15 protein-coding genes are annotated in these 17,522 nt (G+C 66.8%); 7 read left to right on the top strand and 8 right to left on the bottom strand.

Annotation, left to right across the window (positions count from 1 at the left end; all coding sequences use genetic code 11):
• The 4 genes from AC1DZY_RS10710 to AC1DZY_RS10695 all read right to left on the bottom strand — a co-directional run bounded on the left by AC1DZY_RS10710 (nucleotide 1) and on the right by AC1DZY_RS10695 (nucleotide 4,109).
• Entirely contained in the window at nucleotides 1-1,206 is a 1,206-nt protein-coding gene (locus AC1DZY_RS10710; protein ID WP_476820098.1) for an extracellular solute-binding protein, read from the bottom strand.
• 101 nt (nucleotides 1,207-1,307) lie between these two features.
• Nucleotides 1,308-2,141, bottom strand: coding sequence for an ABC transporter permease (locus AC1DZY_RS10705; protein WP_476820097.1), 834 nt, complete (start codon nucleotides 2,139-2,141; stop codon nucleotides 1,308-1,310).
• A 4-nt stretch (nucleotides 2,142-2,145) separates the two neighbouring features.
• Nucleotides 2,146-3,036 carry an ABC transporter permease gene (locus AC1DZY_RS10700; protein ID WP_476820096.1) on the bottom strand — a complete coding sequence of 297 codons (891 nt, stop codon included), beginning with the start codon at nucleotides 3,034-3,036 and terminating at the stop codon, nucleotides 2,146-2,148.
• A complete protein-coding gene (locus AC1DZY_RS10695; protein WP_476820095.1) occupies nucleotides 3,033-4,109 on the bottom strand; it encodes an ABC transporter ATP-binding protein in 1,077 nt (358 codons plus the stop codon). Before AC1DZY_RS10695 ends, AC1DZY_RS10700 begins: the two co-directional genes overlap by 4 nt.
• A 339-nt stretch (nucleotides 4,110-4,448) precedes the next feature.
• Between AC1DZY_RS10695 and AC1DZY_RS10690 the strand changes: the two genes are divergently transcribed.
• Both AC1DZY_RS10690 and uxuA read left to right on the top strand, forming a co-directional pair.
• Nucleotides 4,449-5,144 (top strand): GntR family transcriptional regulator, encoded by a 696-nt coding sequence (locus AC1DZY_RS10690; protein ID WP_476820094.1) that lies wholly within the window; start codon nucleotides 4,449-4,451, stop codon nucleotides 5,142-5,144.
• 67 nt (nucleotides 5,145-5,211) lie between these two features.
• The gene (uxuA, locus tag AC1DZY_RS10685; protein WP_476820093.1) at nucleotides 5,212-6,411 is read left to right on the top strand and encodes a mannonate dehydratase; all 1,200 of its coding nucleotides are present in this window, start codon (nucleotides 5,212-5,214) and stop codon (nucleotides 6,409-6,411) included.
• Between the two features lie 20 nt (nucleotides 6,412-6,431).
• On the opposite strand, the gene AC1DZY_RS10680 is transcribed toward uxuA, so the two are convergent.
• Nucleotides 6,432-7,613 carry an ROK family protein gene (locus AC1DZY_RS10680; RefSeq protein ID WP_476820092.1) on the bottom strand — a complete coding sequence of 394 codons (1,182 nt, stop codon included), beginning with the start codon at nucleotides 7,611-7,613 and terminating at the stop codon, nucleotides 6,432-6,434.
• A 116-nt stretch (nucleotides 7,614-7,729) separates the two neighbouring features.
• Here AC1DZY_RS10680 and AC1DZY_RS10675 point away from each other — a divergent pair, with 116 nt between their 5' ends.
• The 3 genes from AC1DZY_RS10675 to AC1DZY_RS10665 are packed head-to-tail and all read left to right on the top strand — an operon-like array spanning nucleotide 7,730 to nucleotide 10,781.
• A complete protein-coding gene (locus AC1DZY_RS10675; protein ID WP_476820091.1) occupies nucleotides 7,730-8,488 on the top strand; it encodes a glucosamine-6-phosphate deaminase in 759 nt (252 codons plus the stop codon).
• A 21-nt stretch (nucleotides 8,489-8,509) separates the two neighbouring features.
• Nucleotides 8,510-9,565, top strand: coding sequence for an N-acetylglucosamine-6-phosphate deacetylase (locus tag AC1DZY_RS10670; protein ID WP_476820090.1), 1,056 nt, complete (start codon nucleotides 8,510-8,512; stop codon nucleotides 9,563-9,565).
• 22 nt (nucleotides 9,566-9,587) lie between these two features.
• Complete coding sequence (locus tag AC1DZY_RS10665) at nucleotides 9,588-10,781, top strand: extracellular solute-binding protein (RefSeq protein WP_476820089.1); 1,194 nt, start codon at nucleotides 9,588-9,590, stop codon at nucleotides 10,779-10,781.
• Between the two features lie 102 nt (nucleotides 10,782-10,883).
• On the opposite strand, the gene aptA is transcribed toward AC1DZY_RS10665, so the two are convergent.
• From aptA to AC1DZY_RS10650, 3 genes are read right to left on the bottom strand one after another with little or no spacing between them, the layout of a single operon-like run.
• Nucleotides 10,884-12,206 (bottom strand): omega-aminotransferase AptA, encoded by a 1,323-nt coding sequence (aptA, locus tag AC1DZY_RS10660; RefSeq protein ID WP_476820088.1) that lies wholly within the window; start codon nucleotides 12,204-12,206, stop codon nucleotides 10,884-10,886.
• 13 nt (nucleotides 12,207-12,219) lie between these two features.
• Nucleotides 12,220-13,509, bottom strand: coding sequence for an NAD(P)/FAD-dependent oxidoreductase (locus AC1DZY_RS10655; RefSeq protein WP_476820087.1), 1,290 nt, complete (start codon nucleotides 13,507-13,509; stop codon nucleotides 12,220-12,222).
• 55 nt (nucleotides 13,510-13,564) lie between these two features.
• Complete coding sequence (locus AC1DZY_RS10650) at nucleotides 13,565-14,485, bottom strand: GntR family transcriptional regulator (RefSeq protein WP_476820086.1); 921 nt, start codon at nucleotides 14,483-14,485, stop codon at nucleotides 13,565-13,567.
• A gap of 121 nt (nucleotides 14,486-14,606) precedes the next feature.
• Here AC1DZY_RS10650 and AC1DZY_RS10645 point away from each other — a divergent pair, with 121 nt between their 5' ends.
• Complete coding sequence (locus AC1DZY_RS10645) at nucleotides 14,607-15,806, top strand: C45 family autoproteolytic acyltransferase/hydolase (RefSeq protein WP_476820085.1); 1,200 nt, start codon at nucleotides 14,607-14,609, stop codon at nucleotides 15,804-15,806.
• 80 nt (nucleotides 15,807-15,886) lie between these two features.
• Entirely contained in the window at nucleotides 15,887-17,449 is a 1,563-nt protein-coding gene (locus tag AC1DZY_RS10640; RefSeq protein ID WP_476820084.1) for an ABC transporter substrate-binding protein, read from the top strand.
• Nucleotides 17,450-17,522: the final 73 nt, after the last annotated feature.

Raw genomic sequence — 17,522 nt, 5'->3', positions numbered from 1 at the left:
CTATTTGGGCGCTCCGTGGCCGACGCCGATCTCCTGGTCCCAGCGCCGGAACGCGGCGACGAGGCGCTCGGGAGTCAGCGGCGGGCGCGTCGGGGTCTTGGCGATCAGATCGTCATAGGTCGGCCGGCCGAACTCCTTGAGCACGTCGCGGCTGTCCTGTGGGGCCATGGCGAGCGTCACGCCCTTCACCGCCGGGCCTGGATAGAAATAGCCCTTGTCGTAGGTCGCGGCCTGCGCCTCGGGCTTCAGCATATGGGACATCAGCGCCAGCAGCGCAGTCACCTTGTCGGCTGGCACGCCCTTGGGAATGCACATGAACTGGGTGTCGGGGATCCAGTGCGTGTTGGCGAGCACGAAGACCTCGGCCTCCTTGGGCACGATGCCGAGCGCGCGCGGATTGATGTCCCAGCCGAAGGTCGAGACGATGACGTCGCGCGTGCCCTCGCCGAGTTCCTTCATCGTCGGCGTGGTGCCGCCGGGGTAGTAGTCGATGCCGGTGCCGAGTTCCTTGAGATAGGCCCAGCTCTTGTCCCAGCCCTTCATCGGGTCTGAGGGGTCGGCATCGCCCAGGATGTAGGGCAGGCCCTGCAGGAAGGTCCAGCCGGGGCCGGAATTGACCGGCCGCGCATAGGTGAAGCGCTTGGGATTCTGCTTGACGTAGGCGAGGAACTCGGCCGCCGTCTTGGGCACGACCTTGAGGCGATCGGGCGCGTACTCGAACAGCGGCCCCGAGGGCGAATACGCGACCGCGACGCCTTCGTTCTGGCCGAAGTTCTTCTGCATCATGAGCGCCTGCTCGTGATAGACGTCCTCGGCCTTGGGCAGGCTGGCGGCATGGGATTTCCAGACGTCGATCCAGAGGCCGAGCCCGATGCCATCCGACATCGCGCCAGGCCCGGTCAGCACGAGATCGATGTCGACGCGGTTGGCCTCCTGCTGCGCCTTGAGTTTCGCGGGCAGTTCAGGCGAAGGCGCGCGGGAGAAATTCACGCGCGAGATCAGCTTCGGATTGTCCCTGACGAACTTCTCGATCGCGGCCTGGGTGAGCTGCAGGTTGCCGGCGACGTCGATGATGTTCAACGCGACGGGCGCGGCTTGCGCCTGCGCGCCGCTTACCTGCAGGGCGGCGAGACTTGCGGCGGTAAGACTTGCCGCACCGGCCATCACGGTCCGGCGGGATGGTTTGAAGGCGCTCGAATAAGTCATGATCTCTCCCTGGGGGTTCGACCCTCTATCCGCGCCTCGATGCCGAGGCTGCGCCGGGGTCTTGATGGTTCGCCGGCCTCGTGACCGGCGATCGTTTCTGGTCAGCGCCGCCCTCCGCGCCCGACGATCTGCGTCGGGTTGACGAAGCGCAGCGCGATGACAAGCCAGATCAGTGTCGTCGCCATGTAGACCACCGCCATGGCGTCGATCGACTGCACGGCGCGCACGCCGGCCGCGAAGACCGCGTAGTAGAGCGCCACAACCAGCGTCTGGCTGGTCGGCCCGGCGGTGAGGAAGGTGAGCTCGAACATCGCGATGGTGCGCACCAGCACGAGCAACAGCGAGGCGAGAATGCCCGGCATCAGCAGCGGCAGGAGGATATGGATGAAGAGCTTGAAGGTGTTGGCGCCGAAGACGCGCGCGGCCGCCTCGATCTTGGTGTCGATCTGCTCGATGAACGGGATCATCACCAGGATGACGAAGGGCACCGTCGGCACGAGGTTGGCGAGCACCACGCCCGACATCTGCCCGGCGAGGCCCAGTCTGTAGAGCACGGTCGCCAGCGGAATGCCGAAGGTGATCGGCGGCACCAGCAGCGGCAGCAGGAAGAGCAGCATCACCAGCTTCTTGCCGGGGAATTCGCGCCGCGCCAGCGCATAGGCGGCGGGCACGCCGATCAGACCCGAGAGCACGACGACCAGGAAGACGATCTGGAAGGTAACGATCAGCACGTCGTCGAGCTGGAATTCGGCCCAGGCGGCGGAATACCAGCGCGTCGTCCAGCCGGCCGGGAACCAGGTTCCGAGCCAGCGCGTGGCGAAGGAACTCGTGATGACCGTCGCAATCATCGCGAGCAGGTTGAGCAGGAAGAAGCCGATCAGCGCCCAGTTGGCGGCGGCCCAGAGCTTCGTCGAGAGGCGGGTATCGGCAACCATGATCTCAGCCCTTTCCGCCGCCGGCCGGGCCGCGATAGAGCAAGCCGCGCGCGCTCAGGATCAGGACGACGATCGAGAGCTGGACCACGCCCATGATCATCGCCACAGCCGAGGCCATCGAATAATCGTACTCCTCGAAGGCTGCCTGATAGGCCGCAATCGAGATCACCCGGGTCGGACCCGCCGGTGCGCCGAGCAGCACCGCCGAAGGGAACACCGAGAACGCCTGCACGAAACTCAGGCAGAAGGTGATGGCAAGGCCAGGCAGCAGCAGCGGGAAGAGGATGTGCTTGAAGCGCTCCCACGGCCCTGCGCCGAGCGTCGCGCCGGCCCGCTCCAGCGCCGGGTCGATGCCCGAGAGATAGGACAGCGTCAGCAGGAAGGTGAAGGGGAAGCCGGTGATCACCAGCGAGAGCATCACGCCCCAGTAATTATGCAGCAGCTTGATCGGCGTCGAGATCAGCCCGAGCGTCATCAGCACGCGATTGAACCAGCCCTGCGGGCCCAGATAGGCCAGGAGACCTTCCGCTACCAGCACGGTGCCGAGCGTAATCGGGATGACCAGCAACGTCGTGAGAAGGCGCTGGCGCTGCAGCAGCCGGACGCGGAAGGCGATCGGCACCGCGAAGACCAGCGTCAGCAGCGTCACCGGCAAGGCCAGCCAGAGCGTGGTCGCAATCGTGCCGTAGAGGAAGGAATCGGAGAAGAACTTGGTGTAGTTCGCCAGCGCTCCGCCCGTCTTGGGATTGAACGACAGCACCAGCCCGTACAGGAACGGGTAGATGAACAGGGCCAGCAGGAAGAGCACGGCCGGCAGGACGAGCAGCGTCAGCCCGTCGAGCCCGCGCGCCGCAAGCCTCTGCTTCAGCGGAATGGCGTCGATGGCGGCGCTCATGCGGCCGCTCCAGGGAAGACCAGCACCCGGGTCGGATCGGCGCCGAGCGTGACCGTCGCACCTGGCTCGAGCTTGTGCTCGGCGAGGAAGGACAGGTCCGTGCCGTCCTCCATCCGGGCGAATCCGACGAATTCGCGGCCACGGAACTCCGTGGAAATCACGGTCGCGACGAGCCCGCTCTGGCCGGCCGGCAGCGGGTGCAGATCTTCCGGACGGATGGCGACATGGCCGTTGCCGCCAGCCACGACCGCGCCGCGAATGCGCCCGGACACGCTGGCCGCGCCGACCGCGACGGCCGCGCTGTCTCCGGAGACGCTGCCGACGCGACCTTGCACGATGTTGCGGAAGCCCATGAACTCGGCGACGTCGAGATGGTCGGGCCGCGAGAACAGATCCTCGGGAGTGCCGACCTGGCGAACTTCGCCCTCGCGCATCACGACGATACGGTCGGCGAGCGAGAGCGCCTCCTCCTGGTCATGCGTGACATAGATCGTGGTCGCGCCCAGCGTGTTGTGGATGCGGCGGATCTCGGCGCGCATCTCCAGACGGAGCTTGGCGTCGAGATTGGAGAGCGGCTCGTCCATCAGCACGAGCGGCGGCTCGACCACGATGGCGCGGGCGATGGCGACGCGCTGCTGCTGGCCGCCGGAGAGCTGGCCCGGCAGCTTCTCGACCTGGCTCTGAAGCCGGACGAGGGCTGCCGCCTCGGCGACGCGCTTGTCGATCTCGGCATTGGGCAGGCCGCGCATCTTCAGGCCGAAACCGATGTTCTTCTTCACGCTCATATGCGGGAACAGCGCATAGTTCTGGAAAACCATGCCGAAGCCGCGCTCCTCCGGCCGCAGCGGGTCAATCCTCCGGTCGTCGAGCCAGATGCCGCCGCCCGTCGCCGGCAGGAGCCCCGCGATCAGGTTCAGCGTGGTCGATTTGCCGCAGCCGGACGGGCCGAGCAGCGCGATGAACTCGCCCTTGCCGATCGTCAGCGAGACATCCTTCAAAGCGTTGTGCGTGCCGAAGTCTCGGCTCAGGCGGTCCAGCCGAAGCTCACGGAAATTCGCTGCGTTGATCGTCATGAAAGCCACAGGGTTGCAGCAGGCGAGACGCCTGGGATCGATCGGAAGATAACAGGAAGCCGGCTTATCATGTCGACGCCCCGACCGGCCTGCAGCGTCGCCCGCGACGCCACCATGTCCGGCCCCGCCGCGCGGCGGCTGGAGGCTTCTGCGAGGGCCTGGTCATACATCGAGCCGTCTCCCATGCGTGCCGGCGTTGACCGCCTGTCCTTGGCGCCTTCGTGCCGATCGCGCCGGAATGCCCGACTGCGATGGCCTTGACGCCTTTCCCTCCCGTAGCGGTTGACGCTGCCGGGAATGGATTGGTATGCTAGTATACCAGCGAGTGGGACCTGTGCAATGACCTTTTCTGCCGCGCGGCAGGGCACCGAGCAAATCTACCGGGCTCTACGCGGCGATATCCTGGAAGCGGCGATCGCGCCGGGAGAAGCGATGTCGGAGGCCCGCATGGCGGTGCAGTTCGGCGTCAGCCGCACGCCCGTGCGCGAAGCCTTCAAGCGCCTGGTGGACGAAGGCTTCCTCGTCGTCGTCCCGCAGGTCGGCACCTTCGTGGCGCAGATCGACCTCGCCGCCGTCTATGACAGCCAGTTCGTGCGCGAGACGCTGGAGTGCCGGACGGTCGTGCTCGCGGCCGAACGGATCGACACCGCCGGCAAGGCCGCGCTCGGCGACCTCGTCGACCAGCAGCGTCGGGCGATGGCCTCCGGAGACCGCAAAACCTTCTTTCGCCTCGACGAGGCCTTCCACGCCGAGCTCTCTCGTCTAGCCGGCTATCCTTCGGTCTGGAGTCTCATCGAATCGGTCAAGGCGCAGCTCGACCGGGTACGCTGCCTCTCGCTGGAGACGCCGTCCTGGTCGGACATGATCCTGAGCGAGCACGAGACGATCGCGGCTTGTGTCGGACGAGGCGACGCCGCGGCCGCCGAAGCCGCCATGCGCGGCCATCTGCGCACCGTGTTCGACGCGATCGAAGCCATCGCGCAGGCGCATGTCGACGCCTTCGACAAGACCAGGCTCGCCGCACGGCGAGGCTGAGACGACAAGCGGCGCAGCCTCAAACGCGCCGCGCAGGGAGAAACGCCATGGAAGAGAGGATCGGGTAATGGAAGAGACCTGGCGCTGGTTTGGGCCCAAGGACGCGGTCACGCTGCCGCAGATCCGGCAGACGGGCGCGCGCGGCATCGTCACCTCCCTGCACGATATCCCCTATGGCGAGACCTGGAGCATCGAGGCGATCGAGGAACGCAAGGCGCTGATCGCGGCCGATCCGTCGCTCGGCCTGCGCTGGAGCGTGGTCGAGAGCCTGCCGATCCATGAGCGGATCAAGCTCGACGAGGGCGACCTTGCCCCGCTCTTCGACAACTACCGGCAATCGATGCGCAACCTCGCGGCCTGTGGCGTCAAGACGATCTGCTACAACTTCATGCCGGTGCTGGACTGGACGCGCACCACGCTCGCCCATCCGCTGCCCGGCGGCGGAACCGCGCTGCGCTTCGACATCGTGCGCTTTGCGGCCTTCGACTGCTACATGCTGGAGCGCCCCGGCGCCGAGGCCGAGTTCGCCCCGGCGACGCTCGACGCGGCACGGGCCTGGATCAAGGCCGCGTCGGAAACAGACAAGGCGACGCTCCTGTCGAGCATCATGGCCGGGCTACCGGGCGCGTATGACCGCTACGACATTCCGGGCCTGCGCAAGATGCTGGCGCGCTATGAAGGCGTCACGCGCGACGTTCTGCGCGAGAATCTCGCCCGCTTCCTGCGCGAAATCATCCCACTCGCCGACGAACTCGGCATGCGCTTCGCGATCCATCCCGACGATCCGCCGCGTTCGCTGATGGGCCTGCCGCGCATCGTCTCGGGCGGAGACGACATCGGCTTCCTGCTCTCCGCCGTCGAGAGCGCCAATAACGGGCTGACGCTGTGTTCGGGTTCGCTTGGAGCAGGCCCGCACAACGACGTGCCGGCGATCGCCAGGCGCTTCGCCTCGCGCATCCACTTCGCCCATCTGCGCAATGTCGCCAAGGACGCGGACGGCTCGTTCATGGAAGCCGACCATCTCGACGGCAACACCGATATGGTCGCGCTGGTCTCCGCGCTGCTGGAAGAGCAGGAACGGCGGCGGCTCTCCGGCGATGCGAACTGGCGGATTCCAATGCGGCCCGACCATGGCCATGAACTGCTCGACGACATCGGCAAGCCGACCCATCCGGGCTATCCGGTCATCGGCCGGCTCAAGGGGCTTGCAGAGCTGCGCGGCGTGATGCGCGCGGTGTCGTCGGCGAAAGGCTGGCCGCTGCACTGAACCGACATGCGCGCCGCCGTTCAGCCCTTCAGCAGCGCTGCTACCGCGCGGCTGAGAAGGGGGGCCGCCGCGCCATGGATCTCGAAATGGCGGCTCGCCCTGACGCTGATCAGATGCGGCAAGGCAAGGCCCTGCATGGCGCCTTCGGCGCGCAACAGCGCGTCGAAACGAGCCCAGAGCGCGGCGTTAGCGATGAAGGGTCCGCTGACGATGATGCGGGCCGGGAAGAACATACGGCAGGCATTGGCGAGCGCGCGCGCCAGCACCTGAGCGGCGACGTCTATCTCCGGCAGGCTCGCAAGGTCGCAATGGGCGAGTTGCTCCGAGAGCCGCGCCTCGTCCTCGCCCAGCGCCGGCCAGCGCTGCCTCAGCAGCGGCAGCAGGGACCAGAGCGCCGCGCCGGTCTCCAGGCAGCCGGTGTTGCCGCAGCCGCAAGGACGATCGCCCAGCACGGAGAAACGCCAATGGCCAATCTCGCCGAACGGGCCGCCGGCCGGCGCCAGCGGTTCGCCATCGACGGCATAGGCGAGGCCGACGCCCCAGCCCCAATGCAGCAGGAGCGTGCCGCCGGGAAAGCCATCCGGCTCGCGCGCCGCCCGCGCCCGCAGTTCCGCATCGAGATTGCGGCAGATCTCGACCGGACCGCCGATGGGCGCAAGCACCGCCTCGATGTCGAGATCGCGCATTCGCGGCCAGCGCGAGGCCATCAGCCAGCGCTTGCGCCGGAGATCGAGTAGCCCCGACAGCGACACGACAGTACCCGCATGCGTCATGCCGCGAGGCATTGCGGCGAGGAGGAAAGCGGCGAGCGCCGCCAGTTCGCTGGCGAGCCCTGCGTTGTCGGCCTCGGCGGGGACGGCGACCATGCGTTCCGCGATGAGACGCCCGTCCAACCCAACCAGCGCGCCCGACAGCGACTGGCTCGCGACATGGATGACGGAGGCTCCGACCATGCCGGTATTGGCGATCAGCGTCGCGGCGGGGCGGCCGCGCCCCGCGCTTTCGCCCGCCATCTCGATGACAAGGCGGCGCGCCACCAGATCGGCGACGACGCGCGAGATCGTGGTCGAGCGCAGGCCCAGACGCCTGGCGATGTCGGAGCGTGCATGCGACAGGCCGCCTGCGATGAGCCCGTAGATGCGGGCGCGATCCCGCTCATGCGCTCCGGCGAACTGGCCGTCCTCGATGGTCGCTAGCATCATGTCGCACGATCCGGGCATCGATAATTTGGAACGATTGCGTTCAAAATTATCGATTGCGTTTTCAACGAAGTTTCATAGACTTCGAATTGAGATTTTGGAAAGATTTTTACCAGAAAATGTTCAAAAATAGCCAGATCGATCTTCACCTGATCGCGAGCAAGGACGGCCTGGGCAAGGCCGCCGCCGAGCGCGGCGCCGCCGCCATCCGCTCCGCGCTCGCCGAGCATGGCAATGCCACTATCATCGTCGCCACCGGCGCGAGCCAGTTCGATGTCCTGAACCATCTCGTCGTGGCGGAGGGCATCGACTGGTCGAAGGTGACGGCCTTTCATCTCGACGAATATGTCGGCCTGAGCGAAGCGCATCCGGCGAGTTTCCGGCGCTATCTGCGCGAGCGGTTTCTCGCGCCGCTGAAAGGCGCAGTGACGTTCGTCCCAGTCGATGGCGAGGGCGATCCGCAGGCCGAGACGAAGCGTTTGAACGCCTTCATCGGAGGCCGGCGCATCGATGTCTGCTTTGCCGGCATCGGTGAGAACTGCCATCTCGCCTTCAACGATCCGCCGGCCGACTTCGAGACCGACGAGCCCTATATCGTGGTGACGCTGGACGAGGCGTGCCGAAACCAGCAGTTCGGCGAAGGCTGGTTCGAGAGTTTTCAGGCGGTGCCCGAGCGCGCGATCTCGATGAGCGTCAGGCAGATCCTGAAAAGCGAACTCATCGTGCTCTCCGTTTCCGACACCCGCAAGGCGCAGGCGGCGCGCGACGCTCTGGAAGGACCGGTCAGCCCCTTGCATCCGGCCTCGATCCTGCAGCAGCATGGCAACACCGTGCTGTTCATCGATCCGCCGGCAGCCTCACTGCTCTCGAAAAGCTGATCGCAAGGTGGGTTGGGGATCATGATTTCGGCAGGTCTCGTCGATCTCCAGGTCAACGGCTTCGCCGGCGTCGATTTCAATTCAGGCGCGGTGACGCCGGCCGAGATCGATCATGCGCTGGAAGCGATGCTCGCAACCGGCGTCACCACCTGCCTGCCGACGATCATCACTGCCCATCCGGGTGAACTTGAGGCGCGACTGCGCGCTCTCGACGCGGCTATCACAGGCAGCCGGCTCGGCGCGGCGATGTGCCCGGGCTATCATCTCGAAGGCCCCTTCCTGAACCCTGCGCCGGGCTATCACGGCTGCCATCCACCCGAGGCGATGACGCCAGCCTACGCCGGCCTCGTCGAGCGGCTGCAGGTCGGGCTCGCCCGCCCGATCCTGATGGTGACCGTCGCGCCGGAGATCGAGGGCGTCGCGACGCTGATCGCGACGCTAGCGCAGTCGGGCTGCGTCATCGCGCTCGGTCATACAGCGGCCGATTTCGAGCAGGTCGCGGCGGCGGCGGAAGCCGGCGCGAGCCTCTCCACCCATCTCGGCAACGGCCTGCCGCAGAATCTGCACAAGCTCGCCAATCCGCTTTTCGCCCAGCTCGCCGAGGACCGGCTCCAGGCAAGCTTCATCGCCGACGGCATCCATCTGCACCCGAAAGCACTGAAGGCTTTGCTACGGGCAAAAGGCTTCGAGCGTTCGATCCTCGTCACAGATGCGGTGGCAGCCGCCGCCGCGCTGCCAGGCGCCTATCGGCTCGGGAGCATCGCGATTGAGCGGCTGGATGACGGGTCGGTCCGGCTTGCCGGCAATCGCGCCTCGCTTGCAGGCTCGACGCTCTGTCTTGACCAGGCGGTGCGCAATGTCGTCGCCTGGGGGCTTGCAACGCCGGGGGAGGCGATCGCGATGGCCTCTCGCCATCCGCTGACGGCAATCGCCGGGGCGCTTGAGACTGCCGGCCTGTCGCTGCCCGCAAGCGAGATCGAATGGACCGACACGCTGGAAATCACACGCGTCCGCATCGGCGCGATCGAACGCCGCTATGACGGACGCGCCCGCCTGACTTCGCCACATGCCGCCTGAACAAAAAAGGGGAGACGACGACATGACCGAGACCCGAACTGGAATCGACCGCCGCACCGTGCTGGGCGGGCTTGCCGCCGTCGCAAGCGGAGCACCTTCGGCTTTCGCCGCGTCGCCGGCATTGCCCACCGCGCCGGTGACGATCAGCGTCATGGATGTCGGCGGCGCGCTGGCGCTGATGCAAAAGGCCTTCGAGGACTATCGCAGCGCCAATCCCAAGCTGGTCTCGCGCATCGCCTTCGTGAAGGCCCCGGCGCCGGAACTCGCCAGCAAGATCAAGGCGCAGCAGGACGCCGGCAAGGCCGATCTCGATCTCATCCTGACCGGCAGCGACGGCCTCGCGGCGGGCCTCGACCAGAAGCTCTGGCTCAAGATCCTGCCCGATTTCGCCGACAAATTCCCCAATATCGAGGCGAATTACGAGCCCGCCGCGCTGAACCTGCACAAGGTCCAGGGCGACGGCTTCGGCGTCGTGATGAACTACTACCCATCCGGCCCCCTGCTCGAATATGCGGCCGACCGGGTCAAGGCCGTGCCGACGACGGCCGAGGAGCTGCTGGCCTGGGCCAAGGCCAATCCCAACCGCTTCATGTATGCGCGCCCCGCCAATTCGGGGCCGGGCCGCACCTTCATGATGGGTCTGCCCTACATCCTCGGCGACAAGGACCCGCAGGATCCTGTCGGCGGTTGGGACAAGACCTGGGCTTATCTGGCGGAGCTCGGCAAATATGTCGAATACTATCCGGCCGGCACCGGGGCGACGATGAAGGAGTTCGGCGAGGGTTCGCGCGACATCATCATCTCGACCACGGGCTGGGACATCAATCCGCGCGCGCTCGGCATCGTGCCGAAGGAGGCCAAAATCGGCACGCTCAACGGCTTCCACTGGGTCTCCGACGCCTTCTTCATGTGCGTGCCCAAGGGCGTGCCGGACGACCGGCTCGCCGTGGTGCTGGACATGATGGCGTTCGTACTGACGCCGAAGATGCAGGCCTATTCCTATGACGAGGGCTACCTCTATCCCGGCCCGGCCGTGAAGAACGTGCCGCTGTCGCTGGCGCCGGAGAACAGCCAGAAGGTCATCGCCGAATTCGGCCGGCCCGAATATGCCGACCTGATCGCCAAGAACCCGATCGAGCTGCCGCTGAAACCCGACAAAATGGTCGTGGCGTTCCGGAAATGGGACGAACTGGTCGGCTCCAAGCGCGCGAAGTGAGGGCGACGGCTTATCGCAGAACCGTAGACTGTCATTCCGGGCGACCATAGGTCGACCCGGGATGACGTCGTGGTTTGGGAGCAAGCTGGCCTGCTCCGCGCTTCACGCCACCTGCTTCAGCGCGGCCTCGACCGTCCCGAACAGGCGGTCGATGTCGGCTTCGTCCAGCACCAGCGGCGGCGACAGCACCAGCGTGTCGCCGGCGTTGCGGATGAGCACGCCGGCCTCGAAGCAGGCCTGCGCCACCGCGCTGCCCCGCGCGCCCGGCGCACCTGGGCGTGGTTCGAGGTCGATGCCGGCGAGGATGCCGGCGGTCCGGATGTCGGCGACATGCGGCAGCGCGCGTAAGTCCAGCGCCGCCTTGGCCCAGACCGGTGCGAGACGGGCGACGCGGGCGTTCAGGCCCAACTCCTGATGCAGCGCGATGGTCGCCAACCCTGCGGCGCAGGCCAACGGGTGGGCCGAATAGGTGTAGCCGTGGAACAGTTCGATCGCCTCGGGCGGGCCAGCCATGAAGGCGTCGAAGACCGTGTCGCGGACGAGCACGCCGCCCATCGGCACCGCACCGTTGCTCATGCCCTTGGCACAGGTCAGCAGGTCCGGCAGCACGCCATAGGCTTCCGCCGCGAAGGTCGTGCCCAGCCGGCCGAAGCCGGTGATGACCTCGTCGAAGATCAGCAGGATGCCGTGCCTGTCGCAGATCGCCCGCAGCGCCTCGAGATAGCCGAGCGGCGGCGGATAGACCCCGCCCGAGCCGGTGACGGGCTCTACGATGACGGCTGCGATGGTGCCGGGGTCATTGATGGCGGCGAGCTGCTCCAGCGCCTGCGCGTAGTCTGCTCCCGTTTCCGGCCGGCCACCGGAGAACGCCATCGTCGCGTCGTAAGGTAGCGGCAGATGCGCGACATCGCCGAGCAGCGGCCCGAAATCGCGCTTGTGACGGCCGATGCCGGAAACCGACAGGCCGCCCCAGCCCATGCCGTGATAGCCCTTGGCGCGACCGATCAGCTTGACGCGCCGACCGTCGCCGCGCGCCTGATGATAGGCGCGTGCGATCTTCAGGGCGGTATCGACGGCCTCCGAGCCCGAGCCGACGAAGAAGGCGTGATCGAGCCCGGCCGGCGCGAGCGCCGTCAGGGCGCGCGCCATCGCGCTTGCGCCGGGATGGCTCATCCGGAAGGACGAGACGAAATCGAGCCGGCCCGCCATGTCGCGGATCGCCTCGGTGATCTTGGGCTGGCCGTGCCCGGCATTGACGCACCAGAGCCCGGCCATGCCGTCGAGAATGCGGCGGCCATCATCGGAGACGTAGTGCATGCCGTCGGCGGCGACGAAGGTCATCGGCTTTTGCCGATACTGCCGCATCGCGGTGAACGGCATCCAGAAGGCGTCGTCGCGGTTTGTGCCGGCGTCTGCGAGGCTCATGATCTCGGCTCTTTCAGGACAAAGTGGGAGTCTGGCGCTCGATGGTATCGCGGAAGCGCAGCCAGGTGCTGCCGGCGGCGGCATAGAGGCGTTTGAGGCCGTGGAACGGGATCGGGGCCGGCGGCCGCACCGGCGGCAGCGGCAGGGTGTCGGGATCGGCCCCGGTCAGCGCGTCGGCCAGCACCGGGCCGAGCGCGAGATTCCAGGCGACGCCCTTGCCGTTGCAGCCGAGTGTCGCGAGCACGCCGTCATCCAGCACGAAGAGACGCGGCAGCCGGTCGAGCGTGACAGAGACCTGCCCGCCCCAGTACCAGCGCGGCTCGACGCCCGCGAGTTCGGGATAGAGCCTGGCCAGCGTAAGCTGCTGGAGGTTGAAGGAGCCGAAGCCCTTCGGCCCGGTCGGCGTGCCCTTGCCGCCGACGATCAGCCGGCCATCGCGGTCGCGGCGGAAATAGCGCAGCACGCGGCGCGAATCCGAAACGACCGCGCCGGTACGCATCACGCCGGCCGAGGCCGGCAGCGGATCGGTCGCGATCTGATAGCTCCAGACCGGCAGGAAGCTGCGCGCCAGCGGCGGCGAGAGCGGACCGGCCAGCGCATTGGTCGCGACCAGCACGCGCTGCGCCGTGACCGAACCGGCGGAGGTCGCGACGCGCCAGTCCTGCCCGGCGCGCGTCATCGCAGTGGCGCGCGACCGCGTGTGAAGGATCGCGCCAGCCTTTTGAGCCGCCCGCGCCAGTTCCCGCACGAGGCTGAGCGGCTGGACGCCGCCGCCACGCGGGTCGATCCAGCCGCCGAGATAGGCGTCCGTGCCGGTGAGATCGCGCAACTCCGCCTTGTCGAGCGAGCGCGCGGCGACGCCCTGAGCCTGCCAGGCGGCAACCCGGCGGCGGACGGTGTCGAGCCCGGCCTTGGCGTCGATGACGTTGATCCAGCCTTCCTGCGTGGCGTCGCAGGCGAGGCCATGGCGCGCGATCAGGGCAAATGCCGCGTCGGCCGTGCCGGCGCCGAATTCGTAGAGCCTTCGGCCGCGCTCGCGGCCATAGGCCTCGACCAGTTCCTCGGGGAAATGCCTGAGACCGGCGATGACCTGCCCGCCATTGCGGCCAGACGCACCCTCACCGATCTCGCCGGCCTCCAGCACGACGACGGCGATGCCGCGCTCGGCCAGTGCGAGCGCCGTCGAGAGCCCGGCAAAACCCGCGCCGATGATGGCGACCTCAGCCTCGCAAGCGCCTGCCAGCTCCGGATAGTCAGCTCCGGCGACGGCGGTCTCGTTCCAGAGGCAGGCTTGAGAGCGCAAGGGCGGACGTCCATGTGAGGGAACGCCGCCATAATTGCGTTTCAGCTTCCAAAAATCAATCTCTGTTTTCGAAAGATGGCTGCAGGCGGCTGGCCATTTCGAGATGCCGGCGCATCAGCGCGGCGGCGACCTGCTGGTCGCGCGCCTCCAGGCGTTCGAGGATTTCAAGGTGCTCGCGGCAGTTCACCACGACACGGGCGACACCATGCGTCCAGTCGTAATTGGAGAGCCGGCGCAGCCGGTTCTGGCGCGCGATCGCGGCGGCGAGATAGCGGTTGCCGGAAGCCTCGCCGACGCCTTCGTGGAAGGCGGCGTTCATCTCGAAGAAGGCGACGCTGGACGAGACGCTCCATTGGCCCGACAGCGCAAGGTGAAGCGTCTCCTCATGGCCACGCCGCATCGTCGCGACCCAGTCGGGCTTCAGGGAGAAACCGGGTTCGAGAATGGCCGCGACTTCGATCAGAATACGAAAACGATAGCTTTCCGTTCGCGCCGTCTGGTCCTGCAGCGTGTCGAGAAAGCGCCAGCCATAGCCGGCCTTGCGTTCGACGATGTCGAGATCGGCCAGGCGACCGAGTGCGGCGCGCACGGTCTGACGGCCGGCGGCATAGATCCGCATCAGTTCGGTTTCGGAGATGTCCACGGATAGCAGATCGCGGCCGCGGTCATGGGCGATCCTGATGATCAGATCATCCGTGCCGCCATCCTGCGCCTCGGCTGCGCCCTGCGCGGGCGGCAGCGCGACGAGCTCCATGCCGCGATTGGGCCGGCGCTCGACATAGCCGCCCGCCGCCAGATGCTCCAGCGCGGCCCGGATCGGCGTTCTGGAGACGCCGAGTTGCTGCGCCAGACGATTTTCGTTGAGCCGCGCGCCGGGCTTCAACCCATCCTGATGGATCAGCGCGACGATGGCGCCGAGCAGGTCCTGCTGCAGCCGGGTCGGCGATTCCGCGACTTTTTCGCTTGATTGTTTCATCGATTAACGAAATACAATAATCCCTCGGCAAGTGCAATCGCCTGCCGGATCGTCAGATCGCCTCGTCCGACGGATTTCACGATTCGGGACATGGCGTCACCGCGAAAGGCGTCGAGCCCGCATGTCGTCCCCCGCTCATCCGTCCCTGGCGGCACGCCAGATGCAGCCCAAGATCGTGCCCTGCCCGCTCGTCGAGGTCAGCGGCACGCCGCGCGAACGCGGCCGATCCTATGGCGAACAGGCGAGCGCACGCGTCAAGCGCGGCATTGCGCATTACTCGGCCCAGCTCGAGGCCGGCAAGCTCGGCTGGCCCGAGGTCGAGGCGCTGGTGGCGCGGTTCGAGCCGACGATCGCGGCCTTCGAGCCGGCCTATATCGACGAGATGCACGGCATCGCGGAGGGCGCGGGCGTGCCCTATGCGGCGATCGTGCTGCTCAACGCCCGCACCGAGATCCTGAAGCTCGCCCAGCGCAAGCAACGCGGCGAGCCGGCGCCCGACGATCCCGATGGCTGCACCGGGCTCGTGGTGCTGCCCGGCGCCACCTCCGAAGGTAGCCTGATTCATGCGATGGACTGGGACTGGAAGGCCGAATGCGCCGAGACCACCGTCGTGCTCAAGGTCAGGCGCGACGATGGGCCCGACTACCTGACCTTCACCGAAGCCGGCGCGCTGGCCCGAACCGGCTTCAATGCGGCCGGCATCTCGATTACCGCCAATTATCTCGAATGCGACCGCGACTATCGCAAGCTCGGCGTGCCGCTGGCACTGATACGGCGCAAGGTGCTGGAGCAGCAGCAGCTCGCCCTGGCCATGAGCGCGGTCTACACCACGCAGAAATCGGCCGCCAACAACATGATCGTGGCGCACGCCAACGGGATCGCGATCGATTTCGAATGCGCGCCCGACGAAACCTTCCAGGTCCATCCGCAGCAAGGGCTGCTGGTCCACGCCAATCATTTCCAGAGCCCGGTCGCGCTCTCCAAGCTGGTCGATCGCGGCGTCGCGACGACGCCGGATTCGCTTTATCGCGACCTGCGGGTGCGGTCGCTGATCGAGCCGCATCTCGGCAAGGTGACGACCGACGTCGTCAAGACCGCGCTGTTCGATGATTTCGAAACGCCCTGGGCGGTGTGCCGGCCGCCGCGGATGAACACCTCGAACAACCTTTCGGCAACGGTTGCGATGCTGGTGATGGAGCCGGCGCGCGGCATGATGGAAGTCGCGATGCTGCCGGCGCTGAACCGCAGCTTCGAGACCTACCGGCTGGAGATGACGATCCATCAGCCCAATGCCGGCACGGCGCGGCCGCACGCCGCCTGAGGCAAGGGAGCAACCGACAGTTTTTCGCGACGAGAACGGCGAGGACGCCGCGGTCGCCCGACAACCATCAGGGGAACGACATGACACGCACGCTGATTTCCGTCTGCGCCTTCGCCGCCCTCGCCTTTTCCGCTCCCGTCGCGCTGGCGCAGCAGGACACGCTCCGGCTGCGGCTCAACGCCGATATCCGCTCTACCGACCCCGGCATGAACCGCGACGGCAACACCGACGCCGTCGTGCTGCATGTGGTCGAAGGGCTTGTCGCCTATCGCGAGGACACCTCGGTCGCGCCGATGCTGGCGAAGTCGATCGATATCTCGCCTGACGGCAAGACCTACAGCTTCACGCTCCGTGACGGCGTGACCTTCCACAATGGCGCGCCGCTCACCGCCGACGACGTGCTGTTCGCCTGGAAACGCTACACCACGCCCGCCAATGGCTGGCGCTGCCTGCCCGAGGTCGATGGCCGCGGCCTGACCAAAGTCGTCAGCGTCGAGGCGAAGGACGCCAAGACCGTCGTCTTCACGCTGGAAAAGCCCTCCGCTTTGTTCCTGACGCTGTTGGCGCGGACCGATTGCGGCGGCACCGGCATCTATCACCGCGCCTCGGTCGACGCGGAGGGCAAATGGAAGGACCCGATCGGCACAGGACCGTTCAAGATCGGCGAATGGCGGCGCGGCCAGTATATCGAGCTTTTGCGCAACGACGCCTATGCCGCGCTGCCTGGCGCGCGCGACGGCCATACCGGCAACAAGCAGCCGCTGGTCGCCAAGGTGCGTTTCGTCATCATCCCGGATTCCGCCGCGGCAAAGGCCGGCTTGCTCGCCGGCAATATCGACATCAATCCCGACATCGCCAACTCCGACATGCCCGAATACAAGGAGCGCAAGGACATCCAGCTCCAGACCAAGGCGACGATGGACCTGAACGGCCTGCTTTTCCAGACGCGCGACCCGCTGCTGAAGGATGTCAGGATGCGCCGCGCCATCGCGGCCTCGCTCGACCTCGACCAGCTTGTCGCCAACGTCACCGAGGGCGAATCCAAGGCCAGCCTGTCGGTCATTCCGGTGCCGAGCAGCTATTACGGCAAGGTCCAGGCCGAGGTTCCCAAGCGCGACCTCGCTGCCGCCAAGAAGCTGCTCGCGGAGGCCGGCTACAAGGGCGAGACGATCAAGCTGATGACGACCAAGCGCTATCCGTCGATCTTCGACATCGCGCTGGTGACGCAGGCGATGGCGCAGGAGGCCGGCATCAAGATCGAGCTCGAGGTGCTGGAATGGGCGACGATGCTCGACCGCTACACCAAGGGCGAATTCCAGGCGATGGCGTTCCCTTATTCGGCCCGTCTCGACCCCTCGCTGTCCTTCGAGATGGTCAGCGGCGACAAGGACAAGCAGCCGCGCAAGGTCTGGGACAATGCCGAGGCGCGCGCGCTGCTGACGCAGTCGATGGAAATCGCCGACAAGGCCCAGCGGCAGGCGCTGTTCGACAAGCTCGAGGCGAGCTTCCGGGCGGACGTGCCGATGATCACGATGTATTCCAGCGTCGAGACCAGCGCCGCACGCGCCAATGTCCAGAACTATGGCGGCTGGGCGCTCGGCCAGCCGCGCGCCTGGGGCGTCTCGCTGAAGCCGAAGAGCTGACGCGCCGGGAGGCGCCAGGCGGCCCGGCATTGCATGCAAGGCTGCCCAGCGGTTAAGCAGAGGCGAGCAGCCG

This window comes from Allobosea sp. P2_A10, assembly GCF_056405115.1.
This window is presented reverse-complemented; position numbering and strand designations above follow the sequence as displayed.